The sequence below is a fragment of the Corynebacterium sp. genome (assembly GCF_030532325.1).
Classification (GTDB): Bacteria; Actinomycetota; Actinomycetes; order Mycobacteriales; family Mycobacteriaceae; genus Corynebacterium.
Genome location: NZ_JAUNLS010000006.1, coordinates 77,755 through 97,830, shown reverse-complemented (window position 1 = coordinate 97,830; position 20,076 = coordinate 77,755). Strand labels below are relative to the sequence as shown.

Below are 20,076 nucleotides of genomic sequence, written 5' to 3'. Positions count from 1 at the left end.
AACTCTGAGCGATTTTCCACTGCGAAGCGCGCCAAACATGAATAGGTTGGAGGATGTGAAAAGCCAGCCTAATGTCCTAGCAATTGTTCTTGCCGGCGGCGAAGGCAAGCGCCTCTTCCCGCTGACCGAAGACCGCGCCAAGCCCGCCGTGCCCTTCGGGGGTTCCTACCGCCTCGTTGACTTTGTTCTGTCCAACCTGGTCAACGCCGGTTACCTGAAAATCGCCGTGCTGACCCAGTACAAGTCCCACTCCCTGGACCGCCACATCTCCCAGGCCTGGAACCTCTCCGGGCCCACCCCGCAGTACATCGCCTCGGTGCCGGCCCAGCAGCGCCGCGGCAAGCGCTGGTACAACGGCTCGGCCGATGCGATTGTGCAGTCCCTTAACCTCATCTATGACGAGAAACCGGACTACGTCATCGTCTTTGGCGCCGATCACGTCTACCGCATGGATCCCTCCCAGATGGTGGAGGAACACATCGCCACCGGGCTTGATTGCTCGGTGGCAGGCATCCGCGTGCCGCGCTCGGATGCCTCGGCCTTCGGCTGCATTCAGGCTGACGGTATGGGCACCATCACGGAGTTCGTGGAGAAGCCGGAGAATCCCCCGGCCACCCCGGATGACCCGAACATGACCTACGCCTCCATGGGCAACTACGTCTTCACTGCCAGCGCGCTGATCGACGCCCTCTTGGCCGACGAAAAGAATGAGAACTCCTCCCACGATATGGGCGGGGACATCATCCCTTACTTCGTCTCCCAGGGCCAGGCCCACGTCTACGACTTCATGGCCAACGAGGTCCCCGGCTCCACCGAGCGGGATCACGGGTACTGGCGCGATGTCGGCACCATCGATTCCTTCTACGAGGCGCACATGGATCTCATCTCCGTGCACCCGATCTTCAACCTCTACAACGACAAGTGGCCGATTCACTCCACGGATTCCGCCAACTGGCCGCCGGCGAAGTTCGTGCAAAACGGCATCGCGCAGTCCTCGATGGTCTCGGCGGGCTGCATCGTCTCCGGCGGCACGGTGCGCAACTCGGTGCTGGCTTCAGACGTTCACGTGGCCGACGGCGCCACGGTGGAAGGCTCGGTGCTCATGCCCGGCGTGCGCATCGGCAAGGGTGCGGTGGTACGTCACGCCATCTTGGATAAGAACGTCAAGGTCAACGAGGGTGCGATTATCGGCGTCGACCGCGAGCGCGACGCCGAGCGCTTCAAGGTATCCGACGGCGGCGTGGTGGTCGTGGGCAAGAACCAGGTGGTCTAGGGCCTCTGGCCGCTCGCGCGGCTAGAGCTTGGTCACCAGGGTGAGCCCGGAGCCCAGGGGGAGGCGAGTCACCAACACGCCCTCGAGCGTGCGGACGAGCTCGTCTGCCTCGCGGGCGGCGGCGGTGTCGCGGTCGGTGCGGGTGGGATCGGCCACGGTGGCGTCGAGAAGCGAATTAGCAATGGCGAGCGTGCCGTGTGCGCGCAGCAGGGGGACCGCGGCCTTGATGAGCGCCGGCATGTCTAGGGCGGGGACGTCGGCGTAGATGAGCTGGTAGGCGTCAGTGGCTAGGCGGCCCATGACCTCCAGGGGGCGCGAGGGGAGGAAGCGGCAGCGGGTGGAGGCGTAACCGGCCTCGCGGAAGGTAGCCTTGGCGGTGGCCTGGTGCTCGGCCTCGGGGTCGATGCAGGTGAGGATGCCGGCATCGGGCAGACCCTCGAGCACGTAGAGGCCTACCACCGCGGCGGCAGGGGAGATGACAACTGCCTGCGCGCGGTCCGTCCCGCTGGCGGCGGCGGCCAGGGTGGCGAGCAGCTGGCCAGTGGGCTCGTCGGGCACGGAAAGGCCGTATTCTTCCGCGTGGGCGCGGGCGCCGGTGAGGGCCTCGGAGGGCTGGCTGGTGTTCTCGATGTAGGAACGCAGTGCGTCAAAAGCCGTATTATTCACGTCCCCAACATTAGGGAAAAAGTGCGCGCGGTGGTGTCAGACCTGCACAAGAGCAGTGGATTTGTGACGGGTGTGGCGCTTGTGGTGGCTTTACAGGATCTTTACAGCTTCACGTCTGGAGTTTGGCATCCAAATATAGAAAGATAGAGCCCATGTCACGAAAGTTGCGCGATTCTCGGAACTCCCACAACACCTCCACCTCTCCCTTCGCCGGCGATGGCGAGCATGACTCGCAGTCAGCCGAGCAGGCGGGTGCTGGCGGTGAGGAGCTGACCGGAACCGCCGCTTTCGACGCCGGGGAAGGCGAGATGCCCTCCTGGGCGGAGCTGGTGGCCGAGCACGCCGACGGCGTCTACCGCTTGGCCTACCGCCTGGCCGGTAATCAGCACGACGCCGAAGACCTCACCCAGGAGACCTTCATGCGCGTGTTCCGCTCCCTGGACAAGTACCAGGCCGGGACTTTCGAGGGATGGCTGCACCGCATCACTACCAACCTCTTCCTCGATATGGTGCGCCACCGCTCGAGGATCCGCATGGAGGCCCTGCCGGAGGATTACGAGCGCGTGCCGGGCAACGACATGACCCCGGAGCAGGCCTACAGTGCGGCCAACTTGGACCCGGCGCTGCAGCTGGCGCTCGATGATCTGGCGCCCGATTTCCGCGTGGCCGTGGTTCTTTGTGATGTCGTGGGCATGAGCTATGACGAGATCGCTGAGACCCTCGGCGTGAAGATGGGAACCGTGCGCTCGCGTATCCACCGCGGGCGCTCCCAGCTGCGCGCCGCGCTGGAGAAAGCCGCGCAGACCGACGATAACGCTCGCGATCTGCTGCGCGTGCGCTAGCCGTATTTCACTACAATCTAAGGGATAGAGCCGCGGGGCACTGAGCACGCGCCCCGCGTGCAGCTGAGCTGTAGTGAGCTGGCCATGGTGAGCGCCTGGGCCAGCGTGAGCGGAAAGGAGCGCGCGTGGAGGCATCATCGCAGCGCCGCGAATCCTTCTGGCTGCGTGCTGCTGGCAGCGAGGAATCCAAGGACTGCCAGGCTCGCAGGAAGGCCCGCGATAAGTCCAAGGCGCGAGCGCGGCGCAACGACACCATCGGCCACCTCGGCCCGGAGGCCGTGGCGGCCTTCGTGGACGGGGAGATGGAAGACAAGTTCATGCACCGCGTCCGCGTGCACCTGGTGCACTGCCCGCAGTGCCGAGCCGACGTCCACGCCCAGCGGCACGCCTCGGAGCGTCTGCGCCACTCCAACATCGACGGCGACGTGCGCATGCCTACCGGCCTTATGGCGAAGCTAGCGGACATTGCCAGCCTGCCCCCGCGCGAGCACCGCGCCCCGAAAGAGGCAGCGGGGGAGACGCCGGCCGGCGAGGTACACCGCGACTTCCTGGACCGAGTGGAGATGGTCATCAGGGCCATTCGTCACAATCAGCGCGGCGGTTAAGTACCTGCGCGAGGGCGCCGTCCAGGCGCTGCGGTGGGTTGGATAGCAAAAAGCAGGAAACAAGTTAAGATAACAAGGTGTTTTCTTCAATTGGGTGGCCCGAAATTGCGATGATTGTCCTTCTGGGCATCGTCGTCATCGGCCCCGAGCGTTTGCCCGGTGTGATTACCGATATCCGCGCCGCTATCTATGCCGCGCGCAAGGCCATTAACAACGCCAAGGCCGAGCTCAACGGGGAAATGAGCCAGTTCAGCGGCGAGTTTGAGGCGCTGCGCGGGCCGATTAGCCAGGCCGCCGAGTGGGGAAGGCTGGGCCCCAAGGGGGCTATCACCAAGGCGCTGTTTGACGGCGATGACTCCGCCTGGGATGACTTTGACCCCCGCACCATCACCAAGGACATGGGCAACCCCACCCTGGCCGGCCAGCAACCGCAAGCACAGTCACAATCACAGCCACAGCGCTCTGTGCGCCCCCAGCCGGGGCATCCGGGCGCACAGTCCACACCGGCACCGGGCACCGTGCAGCAGCCCGGCCAGCCATCCCAGCAGACCCAGGGCGGCTTTGATTACTCACAGATTTACTCCCAGCCGGCCGAGCCGCAGCGCTCTGAACCGCGCGCTGAGGAGCTTGCAGCGCAGGAGCAAGCTCAGCAGAAACCCGCCCAGCAGGAACCCGCCGCACCTGATGCCCAGACCCGCAGCGAGTCTTCTGGCAGCGAGGACACCGGCGGGTTCAGCTGGACCAGCGTGCTCTAAGCTCACGCGTGTCCTCTCAGAAAGTACGCAACCGGCCTAGACGGCAAAAGTCGCGCCGGATCCGAGGGGATCGGGCGCGACTTTTGCCGTGTAGGGCGGCTAGGCTGCCGTAAGCAACTCTAGTGGCGGGTGACTCCCAGACCCAGGGTCTTGCCCACCAGGGAATCCTTGCGGATTGCCAGTTTATCGGCCAGGGACTTCAGCGCCGTGGTGGCCGGAGACTCCGGTGCGGCGTTGAGGATGGGCTCGCCTGCGTCGCCGCCGGCGCGCAGGGCCGGGTCCAGTGGGATCTCGGCGAGGAGGGGGACGTCGTAGCCGAGGATCGTCGACAAGCGCTGTGCTACGACCTTGCCGCCGCCGCTGCCAAAGATGTCCATGGTGCTGCCGTCAGGAAGCACCATTGCGCCCATGTTTTCAATGACGCCGGCCACGCGCTGGCGGGTCTGCTGGGCGATGGAGCCCGCGCGCTCAGCCACCTCAGCGGCGGCGGCCTGCGGGGTGGTCACGATGAGCAGTTCGGCGTTGGGGATGAGCTGAGCCACGGACAGGGCCACGTCACCGGTGCCGGGTGGTAGGTCCAGCAGGAGTACGTCGAGATCGCCCCAGAAGACGTCTGCGAGGAATTGCTGCAGCGCGCGGTGCAACATCGGGCCGCGCCAGACCACGGGCGCGTTGCCCTCCACGAACTGGCCGATGGAGATGTGCTTAATGCCGTGTGAGATGGGCGGCAGCAGCATCTCATCATCGAGGACCGTGGGGCCCGCGGTGGAGCCGAGCAGGCTGGGAACGGAGTGGCCGTAAATATCGGCGTCCACGATGCCGACCTTGAGGCCCTTGGCCTGCAGGGCGGCGGCCAGGTTGACCGTCACGGAGGACTTGCCCACGCCTCCCTTACCCGAGGCCACCGCGAACACGCGGGTGGTGGACTCAGGCTTGGCAAAGGGAATCTCTGGCTCGGCCTGGCCGCCACGCAGCTTGGCCTTGAGCTCACGGCGCTGCTCGTCATTCATGGCATCGAGACTGACGCTGACAGTGCCCACGCCCTCGAGCTCCTCCAGCACCGCACGGGTGTTGGCCTCAATAGTGTTTTTCATGGGACAGCCGGCGATGGTGAGGTAAATCTCCACGGCAATGTCGTTGCCCTCCACGGCGACCGACTTGACCATGCCGAGCTCGGTGATGGGACGACCAATTTCGGGATCTTCCACGCGCGAGAGGGCCTCGCGGACGGTGGCTTCAGTAATTGCGTTAGACATATCGGTGTTTATTCTAGCCCCCGCCGCGTGCCAGCCGTAGTGCCGCCCTGGGGATGCAAGCGCCACCCTGGGGATGCAAGGGTGTGGGTGCGCGCCGTGTAGAATCACAACGGATTAGCCAGCATCGGTGGGCACGTGCGCCATCACTGCGCTGCCCCAGCCGCCCGCGTCGCCGAAGGAGCCATCCCCCATGCGAAGGTACAGACTCGCCGCCTTAGTAAGCGCCGTTGGCCTTGCCGCAAGCACCGTGGCCGGCTGCGCCAAGTTTGAGCCGCGTGCTGACGCCAACCCGCAGCTGACCACCCCGGTGACCGTGGTCTTTGCCAGGGAATCCACGGAGAACCTGGTGCTGGCGGAGCTCTACAAACAAACCCTGGAAAGCGAGGGGCGCGCGGCCGATATCACCCCGCTGTCCTCCAAGGACTATGAATCGGCCTCCTCGCACGAGCTGGCCTTCGAGCCCGGCAGCAAGCTGTTTATCGGCTGTACGGGCGCGCTGCTCAACTTCTTTGACGGGCATACCGCGCGCGAGCTTTCCGCCGACTACGCCAAGGACCAAGAGGACCCCTCCGGTGAGGATTTCTTGGAGCGCACGCACATCGCGCTCATGGGCGCGATACCGCCGCAGCTGAGCGTGGTGGAGCCCGCGGGCGCCGAGGGCTGCGAGAACGCTAAGCCAGAGCTGCCGGAAAACTACGTGGTGGTCTATGGCAAGGGCATGTTCAACCGCGAGGAGAAGCTGGCAGTGTCCTCGTTGACCAAGTTCCTCACCAAGCCGGAGCTGGATGAGCTGGTGGAAAACGCCGAGGATTCTTCCGTGCGCGAGGCCGTGGGTATCTGGATGGCCCAGCACGCCGGCGGCGCGGCGCTGAAGACGGGTGGCGACTCCAACTCCTCGGGCTCCGACATGGTCTCCGGAGACACTAAGCAGGACAAGCAGGACCGGCTGGACTCCAGGCAAGGCTAGCGCGCACGCCTCCAACAACCCCTGGAACCCGGGGCCCGGGCATCAGCAGACCAAGCACAAGGCCCCCTCCCGCGCTCACTGTGAGCTAAGCGGGAGGGGGCCTTGAGTCTCTGAGGGTCTTACTGCGGAGACCTGCTGGGAGACTCTCTGCGGCGCCCGTAGCGTCGGCGGCTAGCTAGATGTCGAAGGCCTCATCAAGAAGCTTCTTCTGCTCCAGCTGGTGCACCTTGGCAATACCGGTGGCAGTCGAGGACTGCGCGCGGCGGGAGACGCGAACCATCTCCGGCATATCCGGGATGAGGTTCTTGAGGTGCTCGTTATAGAACGGCCACGGACCCTGGTTGGCCGGCTCGTCCTGCACGAAGCGGATCTGGGTGGCGTTCGGGTAGCACTCGAAGGCCTCACGCAGACGGTTGAAGGGGATCGGGTGCAGCATCTCGAGGCGGACGATGGCGATGTCATCGCGGCCGTCGGCCTCGCGGCGCTTCTCCAGCTCCCAGTAGAGCTTGCCGGAGACCAGCATGATGGTCTTGACCTTGTCAGTGTCACCGACCTTGGTGCCGTTGATGTCCACCTTGTTCGGGTCATTGATCACGGACTGGAAGCTCTTGACCTCGGTGAAGTCCTCGATGGAAGAGGCCGCGGCCTTGTTGCGCAGCATGGACTTCGGGGTGAAGACCACCAGCGGGCGCTTCATGCTGCCCAGCGCCTGGCGGCGCAGCAGGTGGAAGTGGTTAGCCGGGGTAGAAGGCTGAGCCACGGTCATGGAGCCCTCAGCACACAGCTGCAGGTAGCGCTCGATGCGGGCGGAGGAGTGGTCTGGGCCCTGGCCCTCGTAGCCGTGCGGCAACAGCATGACCAGGCTGGAGAGCTGGCCCCACTTGGCCTCACCAGAGGAGATGTACTCGTCGATGATGGTCTGCGCGCCGTTGGCGAAGTCACCGAATTGTGCCTCCCAGGCCACCAGGGCGTCCTGGTTGGCCACGGAGTAGCCGTACTCGAAGCCGAGGCCGGCGTACTCGGTCAGCGCGGAGTTGTAGATGAGGAAGCGGCCGCCGTTGCCCTTGGCCTTAGCCAGCCAGTTGAGCGGGTTGTACTCGGAGCCGTCGCGCGGGTCGATCGGGATGGCGTGACGCTGGGTGAAGGTACCGCGGCGGGAATCCTCACCGGCAACGCGCACCAGCAGGCCCTGGTTTGCCAGGGAGCCGAAGGCCAAGAGCTCGCCCCAGCCCCAGTCGATGCCGCCCTCCTTGGAGGACTTGAGGCGCTCCTTGGCCACGCGGGCCACGCGCTTGTGGTACTCGAAGCCCTCCGGGCCGTTGGCGTAGGCCTCGCCCAGCTCGGCGATCTCCTCGGCGGTGATGGAGGTATCCAAGCCGCGGGTGAGCTCCTGCGCGGTGGTGATACCGGTCTGCTCGCGCGGGCCGGAGTTTTCGGCTTCCTTGACCTGGGTGAAGACGGACTCCATCTGGTCGTGGAAGTCGCGGGCTGCTGCCTCTGCTTCTTCGTCGGAGAGGTCGCCGCGGCCGATGAGCTCTTCGGTGTAGCGCTCGCGCACGGACTTGTGGTGGTCGATGATGTCGTAGAGCTCCGGCTGGGTCATCGACGGATCGTCGGCCTCGTTGTGGCCGCGCAAGCGGTAGCAGATGAGGTCGATGAAGACGTCCTTGCCAAAGGTACGGCGGTACTCGGTGGCCAGCTGGCCAACCCACACCACGGCCTCGGGGTCGTCGCCGTTGACGTGGAAGACCGGGCAATCAAAGCCCTTGGCCAGGTCGGTGGCGTAGTGGGTGGAGCGGGCGGAATCCGGGGTGGTGGTGAAGCCCACCTGGTTGTTGACCACCACGTGGACGGTGCCGCCGGTGGTGTAGCCGCGCAGCTGGGAGAGGTTGATGGTCTCCTGTACGATGCCCAGGCCGGTGAAGGAGGAGTCACCGTGCAGCATGACCGGCATGACGGAGAAGCCGTCTGCGCCCTTGTCCAGCAGGTCCTGCTTGGCGCGGGCGATGCCCTCCATGACCGGGTCAACGGCCTCCAGGTGGGAGGGGTTGGCGGCCAGGGTGATGTCGATTTCGCCGTCGCCGAACATCTGCAGGTGGTGGCCCTCGGCGCCCAGGTGGTACTTCACGTCACCGGAGCCGCCGAGCTGGCCGCCCTTGTAGTTGCCGTCGAACTCACCGAAGAGATCAGCCAGCGGCTTGCCCACGATGTTGAAGAGCACGTTGAGACGGCCGCGGTGCGGCATGCCGATGACAACCTCGTCGAGGCCCTGGCCGGCAGCGGTATCCACGATGGAATCCAGCAGCGGGATGAGGGACTCGGCGCCCTCGAGGGAGAAGCGCTTCTGGCCCACGTACTTGGTGTGCAGGAAGTTCTCGAATGCCTCGGCGGCGTTGACCTTCTGCAGGATGTACTTCTGCTCGGCGTTGGTGGGCTTGGGCATGCCCTTTTCCAGGCGCTCCTGCAGCCAGTCGCGCTCGTCGCGGTCGAGGATGTGGGTGTACTCGGCGCCCACCTTGAGGGTGTAGGCCAGGCGCAGGCGGGTGAGCACCTCGCGCAGCGTCATGGTTTCCTTGCCGCCGAAGCCGCCGACGTTGAAGGTGCGGTCCAGGTCCCAGATGGTCAGGCCGTGGGTGGCCAGCTTGAGATCGCGGTGATCCGGCCAGGGCAGGCCCGGCTGCTTCCAGCCCAGCGGGTTGACATCGGCCAGCAGGTGGCCGCGGGAACGGAAGGCCTCGATGAACTGCATGACGCGGGTGTTCTTATCGACGCCGGTATTGGGGACGTCGGCAGCCCAGCGGAAGGGCTCGTAGGGAACGCCCATGGACTCGAAGATTTCATCCCAGAAGCGGTCATCGAGGATGAGCTGGCCCAGGGTGCGCAGGAACTCACCGGACTCCGCGCCCTGGATGACGCGGTGATCGTAGGTGGAGGTCAGCGTCACCAGGCGGCCCACGCCGAGATCTGCGAGGCGGTCGGCGGAGGTGCCGGCGAACTCGGCCGGGTAGTCCATGGAGCCCACGCCGATGATGGCGCCGGCGCCCTTGGTCAGGCGGGCAATGGAGTGGCGGGTGCCGATGCCGCCGGGGTTGGTGAGGTTAATGGTGACGCCGGAGAAATCGTCCATGGTCAGCTTGCCCTTGCGGGAGCGGTTGACGATGTCCTGGTAGGCGTCGACGAACTCGGAGAAGGTCTTGTTCTCCGCTTCCTTAATGGCGGCAACGACCAGCGCGCGGGAGCCATCCTTCTGCGGCAGGTCGATAGCCAGGCCGAGGTTGACATGCTCCGGCTGCACCACGGTGGGCTTGCCGTCCTTGACCTCGTAGCGCACGTTCATGTCCGGGTGGATCTGAACGGCCTTGACCATGGCGTAGCCCAGGATGTGGGTGAAGGAAATCTTGCCGCCACGGGTGCGCTTGAGGTGCTCGTTGATCATCGAGCGGTTCTCCCACATCAGCTTGACGGGGATGTCGCGCACGGTGGTGGCGGTGGGGACCTCGAGGGACTCGTCCATGTTCTTGGCAATGGCCTTGAACATGCCCTTGAGCGGGGTGGCGCCGGCCTCTGGGGCCTCGCCGATGCGGCCCAGCGGGGAGTCCTCGTACTCGCGGGCGGACTTCTCATCTGCCTGGCCGGGCTTCTCGGCGGTCTTGGCGGGGGCGTCCTCCAGCGACACCGGCTGGGACGCATTGGCGGCAGCAGGTGCCTTCGCGGCCTTGGCCTTGGCGGCGGGCGCCTTCTGCGCGGAGGTGCTGGCGGTGGTCTTCGGGGCGCCGTTGGCCTCGAAGTACTCACGCCATTCCTTGTCCACAGAATTGGGGTCCTTTGAGTACTGCTGGAACTGTTCGTCAATCAGCCACGCGTTAGGGCCGAAAATAGTCGAGTTGCTCACGGCAGGTATTCGCCTCATTTCGTTGCTTTAATGATGGTCGTTTATTCGACTTTAGTTGGGCATTTCCGCGGATGCACAGACCATCCCGGAAAGTGTCTCCCCACATGATACGGCCCCTGAGACATTGTTCACTATCTCAGGGGTAGACAGGCACTTTGAGGGCACCCTTAGGAGCCCAAGGGGGACAGCTGCGTGCGGGCGTGTTCGATGACTTGCTTGGCCAATTTGCGGTTGGCGGTGGTGCCCAGAACCGCCCCGATTCCCATGGGCATGAGCTTGGACACCCACGCCCAGCGCAGCTTCTTGTTGACCTGCTTGAGGAAGAGCTTGGTCAGCCGCCCGTTGATGCCGCTGAGGGTGGGCCCGGAGAAGCGGGAGAGGGTGGCCGCCGAGCGCATTCCCGTCACCGAGCTCATGTCGCCGACGATGGTATCCACCAGCGCGGATCCCTTCGAGCCGGTGAGCACCAGCAGGACCAGGGCGCGGCGGCGCTCACGGCCGTGGATGTCATCCCCGCGCAGATAGGCGGAGGCCAGCACGTACCACGCGGCGGCGTCGAGGAAGACCACGGACTCCGCACCGATGGCGGCTGCGCCGGTGAGCAGGCCCACGCCGGGGACGGCCGCAGCCCCACCGGCGGCGGCCCCCGTGCCGGAGACCAGGTTGATGAAGTGCTTGTCGATGACCTCCTGCAGCTGCGACGTACTCATCTGCGGGTTGCGCTTCCTGAGCGACTCCACGTACTTGACGATGGTGGAGGATTGCAGCGAGACGGCTTTATCGAGGCCGTCGCGAAGCAGGGCGGCGAAACGGTTGAGCTCCAGCTCCTCGCCGGGGCCCTCGACGATCTCGCCTTCCAGCGCCTCATCGAGGGCCAGCGCTCCCGGCTGGGCGGTGGGCTCGGGCGTGGCCTTGGATTTCTTAAAGAATGCAGCCAAAAGGTACGTCCTCCATCTTTTCTCGGCTTGCACGGCTGCCCGCAGCGGCCAGGCGGGCTAGCCACGGGCAGGCGCTGGGTAAAGCAGCGCTGTGTACACCACGGCTGTGTACATTACGTACAACACCCCGCGCGCGAATGTAGTCCACCCTACCTATCTATGTAAGCAAGGTCATGGGCGGCCGTTCGACTTATAGTGAAGCCATGAGTATCCGCTACCCAGGCGAAGGCGAATCCGGCGAGTTTGAGCCCAGCTCTGCCGCCGCCCGCGTGGCCGCGGAGGAAGCCCGGGAGCGTGCCCGCCGCGCAGAGGAAGCCGCGCGCAACGCGCTGGGGGATTCTTTGACCATCCGCACCACCGCCGGCTGGGTGCGCGGCAGCAGGGAAGAGGATCTGCGCTCCGAGCAGCCGCTCTCGGTGCCCGTGCGCTCCTGGCGCGGGGTGCCCTTCGGGGCGGACACCTCCGGGGCAGGGCGCTTCCGCGCCGCCCGGCCGGTCAAGCCGTGGAGCGGGGTGCGCGATTGCCGCGAGTTTGGTCCCGTGGCCCCACAGCCCATCTACTCCTGGCAGGACCGCGTCATCGGTGACGAAGACTGCCTGCACCTCGACGTGGTCAGGCCCGATACCGATGAGAGGCTCCCGGTGGTGGTCTACCTGCACGGCGGTAGCTTCATCGTGGGCTCCTCCCACATGCTCATGCTGCGCGGCTTTGAGCTGGCCGCCCGGATGAACGTGGTCTACGTCTCCGTCAACTTCCGCCTGGGTGCATTGGGCTACTTGGATCTGCGCAGCCTCGGCGGGGAGGTGGAGGCCAATCCGGCGGTGAGTGATCAGCTCTTGGCCCTGCAGTGGGTGCGCGCCAACATCGCGGCCTTTGGCGGGGATCCCTCCAACATCACGCTCATGGGCGAATCCGCCGGCGGGGCGGCAGTGCTGACCCTCATGACCTCCCCGGCGGCCGAGGGGCTTTTCCACCGGGCGATTGCCCAGTCCCCTCCCATCGCGATGATCCACTCGCGCACCCAGTCCACGCTGTGGGCACGGGAGCTCGTGGACAGGCTCGCCTTGCCTAGGGAGGCAGACGTGGAGGCGCTGCGCGCGGAGAACTTCGCCGACATCGTGCGCGCCGGGCAGTCCATGATGTGGCGCGCCGGGGAGCTTTTACACCTTAACTCCTGCTACGCGCCCACGGTGGACGGCGAGCTCATTCCCCTTCACCCGCTGGAGGCCTTCACCCGCGGCAAGCAGCACGATATTCCCTTGCTGCTGGGCACCAACTCCGGGGAGGCCAGCTTTGGCCGCTTCCTCTTCCAGCGCCAGAGCGCGCGCAATCGCGCGGGGCTGCGCCTGCTGGCCTCCTTCGACCCGGTCAACGCCCCGCGGGTGGTGGACGCCTACGGCGGGGAGCTGGGCCGGCAGGACTTTGCGGACTTGCTTTCCGACGCCCTCTTCTGGGCACCGACGGTGCGGGTGGCCTCTGCGCACGCGTATCGCAGCCCTACCTGGATGTACCGCTTTGACTTCGCCCCGGCCGCGCTGCGCTGGCTGGGCCTGGGGGCGATGCACTCGATGGAGCTGTCCAACGTCTTTGGGGATCCGCGGGCCTCGCGGGTGCAGTTCCTCACCAGCTTCGGAGACCCGGAGCACATGGAGGCGGTCACCGAGTCCATGCAGCAGCAGTGGGCGAGCTTCATTCATACCGGAAAGCCGCTGGAGACGTGGCCGCGCTACCGCGCTCCGAAGCGCGAGACGCTGATCTTTGACGTGGAGCAGTCCATCGAGATGGATCCCGGCCGCGAGCGCCGCGAGGCCTGGGAGCGCTACGACATGCTGGAGTGGGGCAGCGGGCGCCCTGAGGTGGTGGCGGCACTGGGACTTGACCCGGAAAACCTGGCGGCCAGCCCGCGCAATGACGAGTAGGATGTGAACAGCCCGGGCACCCGCCTGGGGGGACCCTGCCACATGGACGGATGTAGACCATATGAGCTTTTTTGAAGATATCGCTTCTGCCCTCGACGCCGATGGCATCGAATCCCGCGTCAACGATGACGTAATGTTCGTGCCGATCACCTCTGACCTGGAGATTCAGTTCGTAGAAATCGATCCGCTTCTGCCGGCGGCAAACGTGTACATCGCGGCGGCTGATGTGGATGAGGATGACGAAGACTTTGAGGCCGTCTTGGTGTCCGTGGCGTTCTCGGTGGATGACGCCGTGGAAGCCGTGGCCAAGCACATCGCGACCGACCAAGTGGTCACCGTGCTGCGGGACCTGCTGGAGGGCACCGATGAGCGCATCGCCGAGCTGGAGTTTGAGCAGGACGAGTTCAACCCCAATCTGGTGGTGGCTGAGGTGGCCAACGATTCTGAGCTGCGCGTGCTGGTGGAGACCATCGACGGCGTCCCCAGCGCCATCGTGCGCTTCCTCGCCTTCGACTTCGATGAGGAGGAGCTCGACGAGCTGGAGGACGAGGCCCTCATTGAGCTGTGGGGCAACGACGATGACGAGGAGCTCGATGAGGAGCAGCGCCTCGCACGCTTTGAATCCGGCGAGTTCGAGGAGATCTCCCCGATTGTCGAGGTCCCCGCCGAGGCCCTGGAGCTGGGCACCTACACCGACTTTGACCGCCTCTTCGACGTCCTGGGGCTCGTCTCTGAGCAGGCCCTGGACTGGGAGGCACAGTTGGTCTCCATCGAGGACCCCGACTTCGATGAGCCCGACGTCTACGACATCTTCGGCGCCGACGATGACGAAGACGAAGACGATGCCGACGATCTCGACGACGATGATGATTTCGACGACGACGAGCTGGACGACGACTTCTTCGACGACGGCGACGACGAGGACGACGAGGTCGACGAAGACTCCACCAAGTAGCAGGCACAATTAGTGCGAACTCGTAGTGCAATTACGTGGCGTGACATCCTCATCATCGTGGCGCTGTGCCTGCTGCTCGTCGTAGGCTCACTGACCATTCAGGATGAGTTTGCCACCGCCACCCACACGGTGGACTCCCCGCTGACCCTGGTGGCCTGGGGCCTTACCTTGGCTAGCGGGGTGCTGCTGTATGTCTCGCGGTGGGGAGTGATTCCCTCGCTCATGTGGCTCAACCCCTTCATGGCCGTGGCGGTCAACCTGGCGTTTTCTACGGTGATGTACAACGCCGACCTACCGTTTTACTTTGACACCATTGGCACGATGTTCATCGCTATCATCTACGGGCCGGTGTGGGGAATGTCTACCGCGCTGTTTACTGCGGCGATGGCTAGCCTCTACGCGCCCTCTGATTTGGCCTTTGTGCCGGTAGGCGTGGCCGTGGCCATTTTCATCGGCACGGCAGCCCAGCGCGAGAAGCTCACCTCGGTATCCAACGTGATGATCACCGGGCTGCTCACCGGCGTGCTCGCCGGGCTACTGGCCTTGTCACCGGCTTTTGCCAAAAACGCGGTGGGGCTCAACATCTCCTCAGGCGATCTCACCGCCTTCTACCGGATGCTGGTGCATAACGACGATCTGGCGTTGGTCATGCAATCGCTCACCAGCGATCCGCTGGACAAGGCGCTGTCCTTGCTTTTGGTGTGCTTCTGCATCCGCAATAACCCACGGTTCATCCGCCGGCTGTACGAGTATCGCGGCACCGAAGAAGCCATTGGCCGGGTGCTCAGTGACCCGCCCTACGGGACACTGAGATAGCCGCCATGGGCGCTGACGCAGACGTCCCGGGCGCTGAGCGCTGACGCAGGCGCCGCCGCCCTAGGCGGCCTGGCTGTAGTCCGCAAAGAGCGAGACCGGCGAGTGAACCGGCACGTAGGAGCTATCCACCAGCCACACAAAGGTGGAAGCACTGCTGCTAGTGATTTCATGCACTGCGGAGACCAAATGCTCCGGCACCAGGGCGCGCACCCAGCCCTCGGCCAACTCCGGGGGCACTGGCTGCCCGGCGGGATCGGTGATGCGCACCGTGATGAGGTAGGAGGGGACGCGGTGCTCGCCAAAGCCCAGGACGCGTGCCTGCGCCCGTGCACCGACGCGGTGGCGTGCCACGGTGAGGTTGAGGCCGACGGGCTCTAGGCCGTCGATGTCTACTGCAGGTAGCTTCTTTAGCGGTGGCCGCCACGTTGAGGTGGGCCGAGCCAAGGAGCGCGGGTGCCGGATGATGCCCTGAATGGCTTCGATGCAGTCATGCTCCAGCATGTGGAGGGTGTCCGCGACGTCATTCGGGGTGGGGTAGTGGAAGGCACTCTTAGCGGCAGTGCCGTTGCCGGAGGCGCTGTTGGTGGACGGGGTGTGCGCGGTGTTCTTGCTGCTGTAGTTCTTCATGGCGCTCACGCTAGGGCGTGGTACTGACATGGCGGCGCGAGACACCTCAAATATGGGAATGTATGTTCGAGCCGTACGGCGATGTCGCATTTTGAAACACAAGGGCTAGAGTGAGACATCATGAATAGTGGGGTTAATGTTCAGGAATCATCGGGGCAGTTGCCTCGTATTCCGCGCGAAATCTGGGTCATGGTCACCGCGGCGTTCATTATCGCCCTGGGCTACGGTCTTATCGCCCCGCTGCTGCCGCAGTTTATTGTGAGCTTCGATGTCTCCATGGCTGCCGCCGGCTTGGTGGTCTCCATCTTCTCAGCCTCGCGGCTTATCTTTGCCCCGGCCGCCGGTCACTTTGTCAATAGCCTGGGCTCGCGCAGGGTCTACCTCACCGGCCTGTTTACCGTCGCGGTGACCACGGGCCTGGTGGCCGTGGCGCAAAACTACTGGCACATTTTCATCCTGCGCGCCCTGGCCGGCATCGGCTCCACTATGTTCACGGTCTCTGCCATGGAGCTCATCGTGCGCCTTTCGCCGCCCACCATCCGCGGGCGCTGTTCGGCTACCTACGCCACGGCGTTCCTGCTGGGCAACGTCATTGGCCCGCTGCTGGGCGCGAGCCTGTCCTTCCTGGGCTTCCGCTGGCCCTTCTTCATCTATGGCTTGGGTGTTGCCCTCGCCGCGGTGGTGGTCTGGGTGATGATGCCCTCGGTGGCCGTGGCCCAGCACAAGGAGGGCAAGGCCCGCCCGATGGCGCTGGGTGAGGCCTGGGGGGACACCGCCTTCCGTGCGGTGCTCACCTCAAACTTCGCGCAGGGCTGGATCAACATGGGCGTGCGCGTGGCAGTGCTGCCACTGTTTGCCGCCAGCTTCTTTAGCAATGGCCCGGCGGCCTCAGGTTTTGCGCTGGCCGTCTTTGCCGCGGGCAACGCCGTGGTGCTGCAGTTCTCCGGCTCGTGGGCGGACCGCTACGGCCGCCGCCCGCTGATTCTTATCGGCCTGGTGGGCACCGGCGTGTTCATGGGCGTTCTGGGCTTCGCCACCGAGGTGTGGAGCCTGCTTCTCATCTCCGCGCTGGCTGGTGCGGCCTCCGGCATGATCAACCCGGCGCAGCAGGCGGCGGTGGCTGATGTTATCGGCTCGGAGCGCTCCGGCGGCCAGGTGCTTTCTACCTTCCAGATGGCCGGTGACCTCGGGCAGATCCTGGGCCCCATCGTCATCGGCGGCCTGGCGGATCTCTATGGCTTCGATACTGCCTTTGCTCTGTGCGGTGTGGTGGCGCTGGCCGGCGTGGTGGCGTGGGCTTTCGCCCGGGATCCGATGACCGGGCGCACGCTCAACCTGCACCGCGTGCGCCGCCTGCGCTGGCAGCGCTCGCAGCGTTCGCGGAAGTAGGGGCATCGATAAGCGGCCAGCCCTCAACCGGCGCAGCCATCGCCGCCCTCCACGCAGCCATCGCCGCCATCGCCGTCCTCGCCGCCCTACACGGAGGTGACCACCAGCGCCAGGTTGAGCGCAATGACCACCGCGGCCAGCGCCCATCCGATGACCCGTTGGGGCAGCGAGGCGGCAAAGTTGCCCATGACCTCGCGGGAGCTGACGTATTTAAATAGCGGGAGGATGGCAAAGGGGATGCCCAGGGAGAGCAGGGCCTGGCTGATGATGAGGGCCATCGTCGGGTCCACGCCCCAGGCGATGATAAGCAGGGCCGGGATGAGCGTGACTAGGCGGCGTACCACCAGTGGGATGCGCACGTGAAGCAAGCCGCTCATGATCTCCGCGCCGGCATAGGAGCCCACTGAGGTTGAAGCCAGGCCACTGGCCAGCAGGCCGATGGCAAAGAGTATCCCGGCGCCGGAGCCCAGGTGCTGGGCGATGGCCGCGTGGGCGCCCTCGATGGTGTCGGTGCCCTCCACGCCGTAGAGAGCCGCGCCGGCCAGTACCAGCAGGCCGATGTTGACCAGGCCCGCCAGGGAAAGCGCGATGCCAATGTCCTTGCGCGTGCCGGAGAGAACCTCCGGTAGGGATACGGAATCAAAGCGCTTCCTGGTCAGCGAGGAGTGCAGGTAGATGGCGTGCGGCATGACGGTAGCGCCCAGCATGGAGGCTGCCAGTAGCACGCTCTCCTTGCCTTCGAGGCGGGGGATGAGCCCCGCGGCCACCTCACCCGGATTGGGTGGGGCGATGAACAGCCCGGCGAGGAAGCCCACGCAGATGATGACGAGCAGGCCGATGACCATGCGCTCGAAAACCCTGGCCTCCTTCTGAAACACCAGCAGCGCCAGGGAGACAGCGCCAACAATGCACGCGCCCCACACGAGCGGCAGATCGAAGAGCAGCTGGAGGGCAATAGCGCCGCCGATGACCTCGGCGAGGTCGGTGGCAACGGCCACCAGCTCGGCCTGGACCCACATGGCCAGCCGGGCAGGGCGGCGCAGCCGCGTGCCCATGAGCTCCGGCAGCGAGTGGCCGGTCACCGCGCCCAGCTTGGCGGATTGGTACTGGATGAACATGGCCATGATGTTGGCCACCACGAGCACCCACACCAGCAGGTAGCCAAATTGCGCACCGGCGCTAATGTTGGCGGCCACGTTGCCGGGGTCCACGTAGGCGATGGCCGCCACGAAGGCCGGGCCGGTCAGGGCAAAGAAATTTCGACGCATATTCTCATTCGATCGAGTTGTCTGGAACTAAAAGTTCAATGCATTGAATCCTACCGCGTGCGTCAAGGCCGTGGGGGAGTTCCGGGGTGACGGTGGCCACCCGACCGGCCAATCTCCCTGCCGCGCAGTCAGATTGGGGCGATGGGGGAGGAACCCCAAATTTTTTGAGCTTTTCTCGCCCGTTTTGCTCTGGCGCTAGCCTGTAACATGCTACTGTGAGCGCCATCACCCCAATGGAGGTGTGTAAAACTAGAAAAGTGAGGAGGGGCTCATGGGAATAGCAGCACTCGCGATCTTCATCGCGGTGACCGTGGTGCTCAACACCATCGCCAAGCGCGACATCTCTGAGTCTTTGGTCGTCGCCCTCATCTGCACCGCCCTGCTCGGCGGGCGCGAGGCGCCGGCCTTGTTGTGGGAATCAGCCAAGGAAGCCGCCCAGTCCGAAGTCACCTTCGCCGGTATGGCCTTCGTCTTCATGGGCATCATCGTCCAGGCCACGGGCCTCATCGACCGTCTGATTGAGATCCTCAACTCCATCTTCGGCCGCGTGCGCGGCGGCGCGGCATACGTCTCTACCCTGGGCTCGGCCATCATCGGCCTGATGGCTGGCTCCACCGCGGGTAACTCGGCCACTGTGGGCTCGGTGACCATCCCGTGGATGAAGAAGGCCGGCTGGTCCAGTGAGCGGGCCGCCACCCTGGTGGCCGGCAACTCCGGCCTGGGCGTGGCCCTGCCGCCAAACTCCACCATGTTCATCATCCTGGCGTTGCCGGCCGCGGCGGGTGCCTCTGCTTCCAGCGTGTACGTGGCCCTGGCCTGCGGCGGCGCCTACGCGGTGCTCTACCGCCTGGCCGTGGTCTTCTTCTGGACCCGCCGCGAGGGCATCACAGCCACCGCACCTGAGGAGCGCAAGCCCCTAGGCACCGCGGTCAAGCACGGCTGGTCTTCGCCCTCAATCTTCCTGGGCATTATCATCCCGGTCCTGCTCACCATCGGCCCGCTGGCCGGGTACCTGGGCAAGGAGGCCATCATCGGCGAGGAAGGTGTTAAGGCCATCTCCATTATCGTCTGGGTCCCGGTGCTCATCACGCTCATCGCGCTGGTGGAAGGCGCGTGGCGCATCAGCCAAAACAACATCAACCTGGCGGTACAGTTCCGCCGCGACATGCCGCAGTTCGCCACCGTGGGCATCTCGCTCTTCGCCGCCCTGACCGCCGCGAAGATTATGGAGGAGCTCGGCGTGGGTGATCAGCTCTCCGGGCTTCTCGACGCCATGAATCTCCCGCGCTGGCTCATGCTCATCGCCGTCGGCGTGCTGGCCGTGCTGGTGGCTACGCCGCTGTCCTCCACGGCGACTGCCGCCGCCATCGGCGCCCCGGCCGTGGCCGCACTAACTGCGGTGGGCCTGGACCCCACCGTGGCTATCGTTGTCATCCTGCTGTGCACCTCTACTGAGGGCGCCTCCCCGCCGGTGGGCGCGCCGATCTACCTCTCCGCCGCCATGGCGGAGGCGGATCCGCCCAAGATGTTCGTCCCGCTCATCATCTACTTCGTTCTGCCGATGATTCTGCTGTCCTGGCTCATCGGCATGGGCTGGCTGCCCATCTACGTCCCGGCCTAAGGAGGGCTACGCCATGAAAGCATTCTTTTCCGTAGTGGAAGCGCTTTTCTTCCTCTTGCTGGCCCTCTTCCTGCTGGGAGGGGTAGCCATCATCGCCACGCAGTCCTTCGGCATCATTACCGCCAGCCAGGCCCGCGTGGTGGGGGTGGATGACTGGCTGGCGCCGGCCACCTACACCTGCGCCACCCTGTGCGCCATCTGCGCGTTCATCCTCAACTACCGCCCCAAGAAGAAGGACAAGGGCACCGCCCACACCTACACCGGCGAACCCGGCCAAGACTAAGCCA

At 65.0% G+C, this 20,076-nt stretch carries 16 protein-coding genes and 1 pseudogene; 11 read left to right on the top strand and 6 right to left on the bottom strand.

Features of this window, described 5'->3' with window-relative positions:
- Nucleotides 1-55: 55 nt before the first annotated feature.
- A complete protein-coding gene (gene glgC / locus Q4E25_RS05165) occupies nucleotides 56-1,273 on the top strand; it encodes a glucose-1-phosphate adenylyltransferase (protein WP_303154771.1) in 1,218 nt (405 codons plus the stop codon).
- Nucleotides 1,274-1,294: 21 nt separating this feature from the next.
- On the opposite strand, the gene Q4E25_RS05160 is transcribed toward glgC, so the two are convergent.
- Nucleotides 1,295-1,939, bottom strand: coding sequence for an O-methyltransferase (locus Q4E25_RS05160; RefSeq protein WP_303154768.1), 645 nt, complete (start codon nucleotides 1,937-1,939; stop codon nucleotides 1,295-1,297).
- A gap of 152 nt (nucleotides 1,940-2,091) precedes the next feature.
- Here Q4E25_RS05160 and sigE point away from each other — a divergent pair, with 152 nt between their 5' ends.
- From sigE to Q4E25_RS05145, 3 genes are all read left to right on the top strand, one after another.
- The gene (gene sigE / locus Q4E25_RS05155) at nucleotides 2,092-2,781 is read left to right on the top strand and encodes an RNA polymerase sigma factor SigE (protein WP_303154766.1); all 690 of its coding nucleotides are present in this window, start codon (nucleotides 2,092-2,094) and stop codon (nucleotides 2,779-2,781) included.
- 161 nt (nucleotides 2,782-2,942) lie between these two features.
- Nucleotides 2,943-3,386, top strand: a complete 444-nt coding sequence (locus tag Q4E25_RS05150) for an anti-sigma factor (RefSeq protein WP_303154827.1) — start codon at nucleotides 2,943-2,945, stop codon at nucleotides 3,384-3,386.
- Nucleotides 3,387-3,496: 110 nt separating this feature from the next.
- Nucleotides 3,497-4,141 carry a Sec-independent protein translocase TatB gene (locus Q4E25_RS05145; RefSeq protein WP_368502606.1) on the top strand — a complete coding sequence of 215 codons (645 nt, stop codon included), beginning with the start codon at nucleotides 3,497-3,499 and terminating at the stop codon, nucleotides 4,139-4,141.
- Between the two features lie 119 nt (nucleotides 4,142-4,260).
- Here the strand turns inward: Q4E25_RS05145 and Q4E25_RS05140 are convergent, their stop codons facing one another.
- Complete coding sequence (locus Q4E25_RS05140) at nucleotides 4,261-5,397, bottom strand: Mrp/NBP35 family ATP-binding protein (RefSeq protein ID WP_303154761.1); 1,137 nt, start codon at nucleotides 5,395-5,397, stop codon at nucleotides 4,261-4,263.
- 190 nt (nucleotides 5,398-5,587) lie between these two features.
- Here Q4E25_RS05140 and Q4E25_RS05135 point away from each other — a divergent pair, with 190 nt between their 5' ends.
- Nucleotides 5,588-6,364: a hypothetical protein gene (locus Q4E25_RS05135; RefSeq protein WP_303154759.1), complete on the top strand. Its 777-nt coding sequence runs from the start codon at nucleotides 5,588-5,590 to the stop codon at nucleotides 6,362-6,364.
- A gap of 175 nt (nucleotides 6,365-6,539) precedes the next feature.
- Here Q4E25_RS05135 and Q4E25_RS05130 read toward each other — a convergent pair whose 3' ends face one another.
- Both Q4E25_RS05130 and Q4E25_RS05125 read right to left on the bottom strand, forming a co-directional pair.
- A complete protein-coding gene (locus Q4E25_RS05130; RefSeq protein ID WP_303154758.1) occupies nucleotides 6,540-10,256 on the bottom strand; it encodes a multifunctional oxoglutarate decarboxylase/oxoglutarate dehydrogenase thiamine pyrophosphate-binding subunit/dihydrolipoyllysine-residue succinyltransferase subunit in 3,717 nt (1,238 codons plus the stop codon).
- A 167-nt stretch (nucleotides 10,257-10,423) separates the two neighbouring features.
- Entirely contained in the window at nucleotides 10,424-11,104 is a 681-nt protein-coding gene (locus tag Q4E25_RS05125) for a hypothetical protein (protein ID WP_303154825.1), read from the bottom strand.
- 293 nt (nucleotides 11,105-11,397) lie between these two features.
- Here Q4E25_RS05125 and Q4E25_RS05120 point away from each other — a divergent pair, with 293 nt between their 5' ends.
- From Q4E25_RS05120 to Q4E25_RS05110, 3 genes are all read left to right on the top strand, one after another.
- A complete protein-coding gene (locus tag Q4E25_RS05120) occupies nucleotides 11,398-13,113 on the top strand; it encodes a carboxylesterase/lipase family protein (RefSeq protein ID WP_303154755.1) in 1,716 nt (571 codons plus the stop codon).
- 61 nt (nucleotides 13,114-13,174) lie between these two features.
- Nucleotides 13,175-14,068 carry a DNA primase gene (locus Q4E25_RS05115; RefSeq protein ID WP_303154753.1) on the top strand — a complete coding sequence of 298 codons (894 nt, stop codon included), beginning with the start codon at nucleotides 13,175-13,177 and terminating at the stop codon, nucleotides 14,066-14,068.
- Between the two features lie 12 nt (nucleotides 14,069-14,080).
- Nucleotides 14,081-14,884, top strand: coding sequence for a hypothetical protein (locus Q4E25_RS05110; RefSeq protein ID WP_303154752.1), 804 nt, complete (start codon nucleotides 14,081-14,083; stop codon nucleotides 14,882-14,884).
- Between the two features lie 60 nt (nucleotides 14,885-14,944).
- Here the strand turns inward: Q4E25_RS05110 and Q4E25_RS05105 are convergent, their stop codons facing one another.
- Nucleotides 14,945-15,511 carry a hypothetical protein gene (locus tag Q4E25_RS05105; protein WP_303154750.1) on the bottom strand — a complete coding sequence of 189 codons (567 nt, stop codon included), beginning with the start codon at nucleotides 15,509-15,511 and terminating at the stop codon, nucleotides 14,945-14,947.
- Nucleotides 15,512-15,631: 120 nt separating this feature from the next.
- Here Q4E25_RS05105 and Q4E25_RS05100 point away from each other — a divergent pair, with 120 nt between their 5' ends.
- Nucleotides 15,632-16,900 (top strand): MFS transporter, encoded by a 1,269-nt coding sequence (locus Q4E25_RS05100; protein ID WP_303154749.1) that lies wholly within the window; start codon nucleotides 15,632-15,634, stop codon nucleotides 16,898-16,900.
- Nucleotides 16,901-16,986: 86 nt separating this feature from the next.
- On the opposite strand, the pseudogene Q4E25_RS05095 reads toward Q4E25_RS05100, so the two are convergent.
- Nucleotides 16,987-18,171 (bottom strand): annotated as a pseudogene (locus tag Q4E25_RS05095) (Nramp family divalent metal transporter); the annotation flags it as partial.
- Between the two features lie 268 nt (nucleotides 18,172-18,439).
- Here Q4E25_RS05095 and Q4E25_RS05090 point away from each other — a divergent pair.
- Complete coding sequence (locus Q4E25_RS05090) at nucleotides 18,440-19,789, top strand: TRAP transporter large permease subunit (protein ID WP_303154747.1); 1,350 nt, start codon at nucleotides 18,440-18,442, stop codon at nucleotides 19,787-19,789.
- A 13-nt stretch (nucleotides 19,790-19,802) separates the two neighbouring features.
- Nucleotides 19,803-20,072 (top strand): hypothetical protein, encoded by a 270-nt coding sequence (locus Q4E25_RS05085; protein WP_303154744.1) that lies wholly within the window; start codon nucleotides 19,803-19,805, stop codon nucleotides 20,070-20,072.
- Nucleotides 20,073-20,076: the final 4 nt, after the last annotated feature.

Coding starts and splice junctions, on each gene's coding strand:
- Q4E25_RS05115 (WP_303154753.1), top strand. CDS start 13,175: ATGAGCTTTTTTGAAGATATCGCTTCTGCCCTCGACGCCGATGGCATC.
- Q4E25_RS05120 (WP_303154755.1), top strand. CDS start 11,398: ATGAGTATCCGCTACCCAGGCGAAGGCGAATCCGGCGAGTTTGAGCCC.
- Q4E25_RS05085 (WP_303154744.1), top strand. CDS start 19,803: ATGAAAGCATTCTTTTCCGTAGTGGAAGCGCTTTTCTTCCTCTTGCTG.
- Q4E25_RS05145 (WP_368502606.1), top strand. CDS start 3,497: ATGATTGTCCTTCTGGGCATCGTCGTCATCGGCCCCGAGCGTTTGCCC.
- Q4E25_RS05100 (WP_303154749.1), top strand. CDS start 15,632: ATGAATAGTGGGGTTAATGTTCAGGAATCATCGGGGCAGTTGCCTCGT.
- Q4E25_RS05135 (WP_303154759.1), top strand. CDS start 5,588: ATGCGAAGGTACAGACTCGCCGCCTTAGTAAGCGCCGTTGGCCTTGCC.
- Q4E25_RS05090 (WP_303154747.1), top strand. CDS start 18,440: ATGGGAATAGCAGCACTCGCGATCTTCATCGCGGTGACCGTGGTGCTC.
- Q4E25_RS05140 (WP_303154761.1), bottom strand. CDS start 5,397: ATGTCTAACGCAATTACTGAAGCCACCGTCCGCGAGGCCCTCTCGCGC.
- Q4E25_RS05105 (WP_303154750.1), bottom strand. CDS start 15,511: ATGAAGAACTACAGCAGCAAGAACACCGCGCACACCCCGTCCACCAAC.
- sigE (WP_303154766.1), top strand. CDS start 2,092: ATGTCACGAAAGTTGCGCGATTCTCGGAACTCCCACAACACCTCCACC.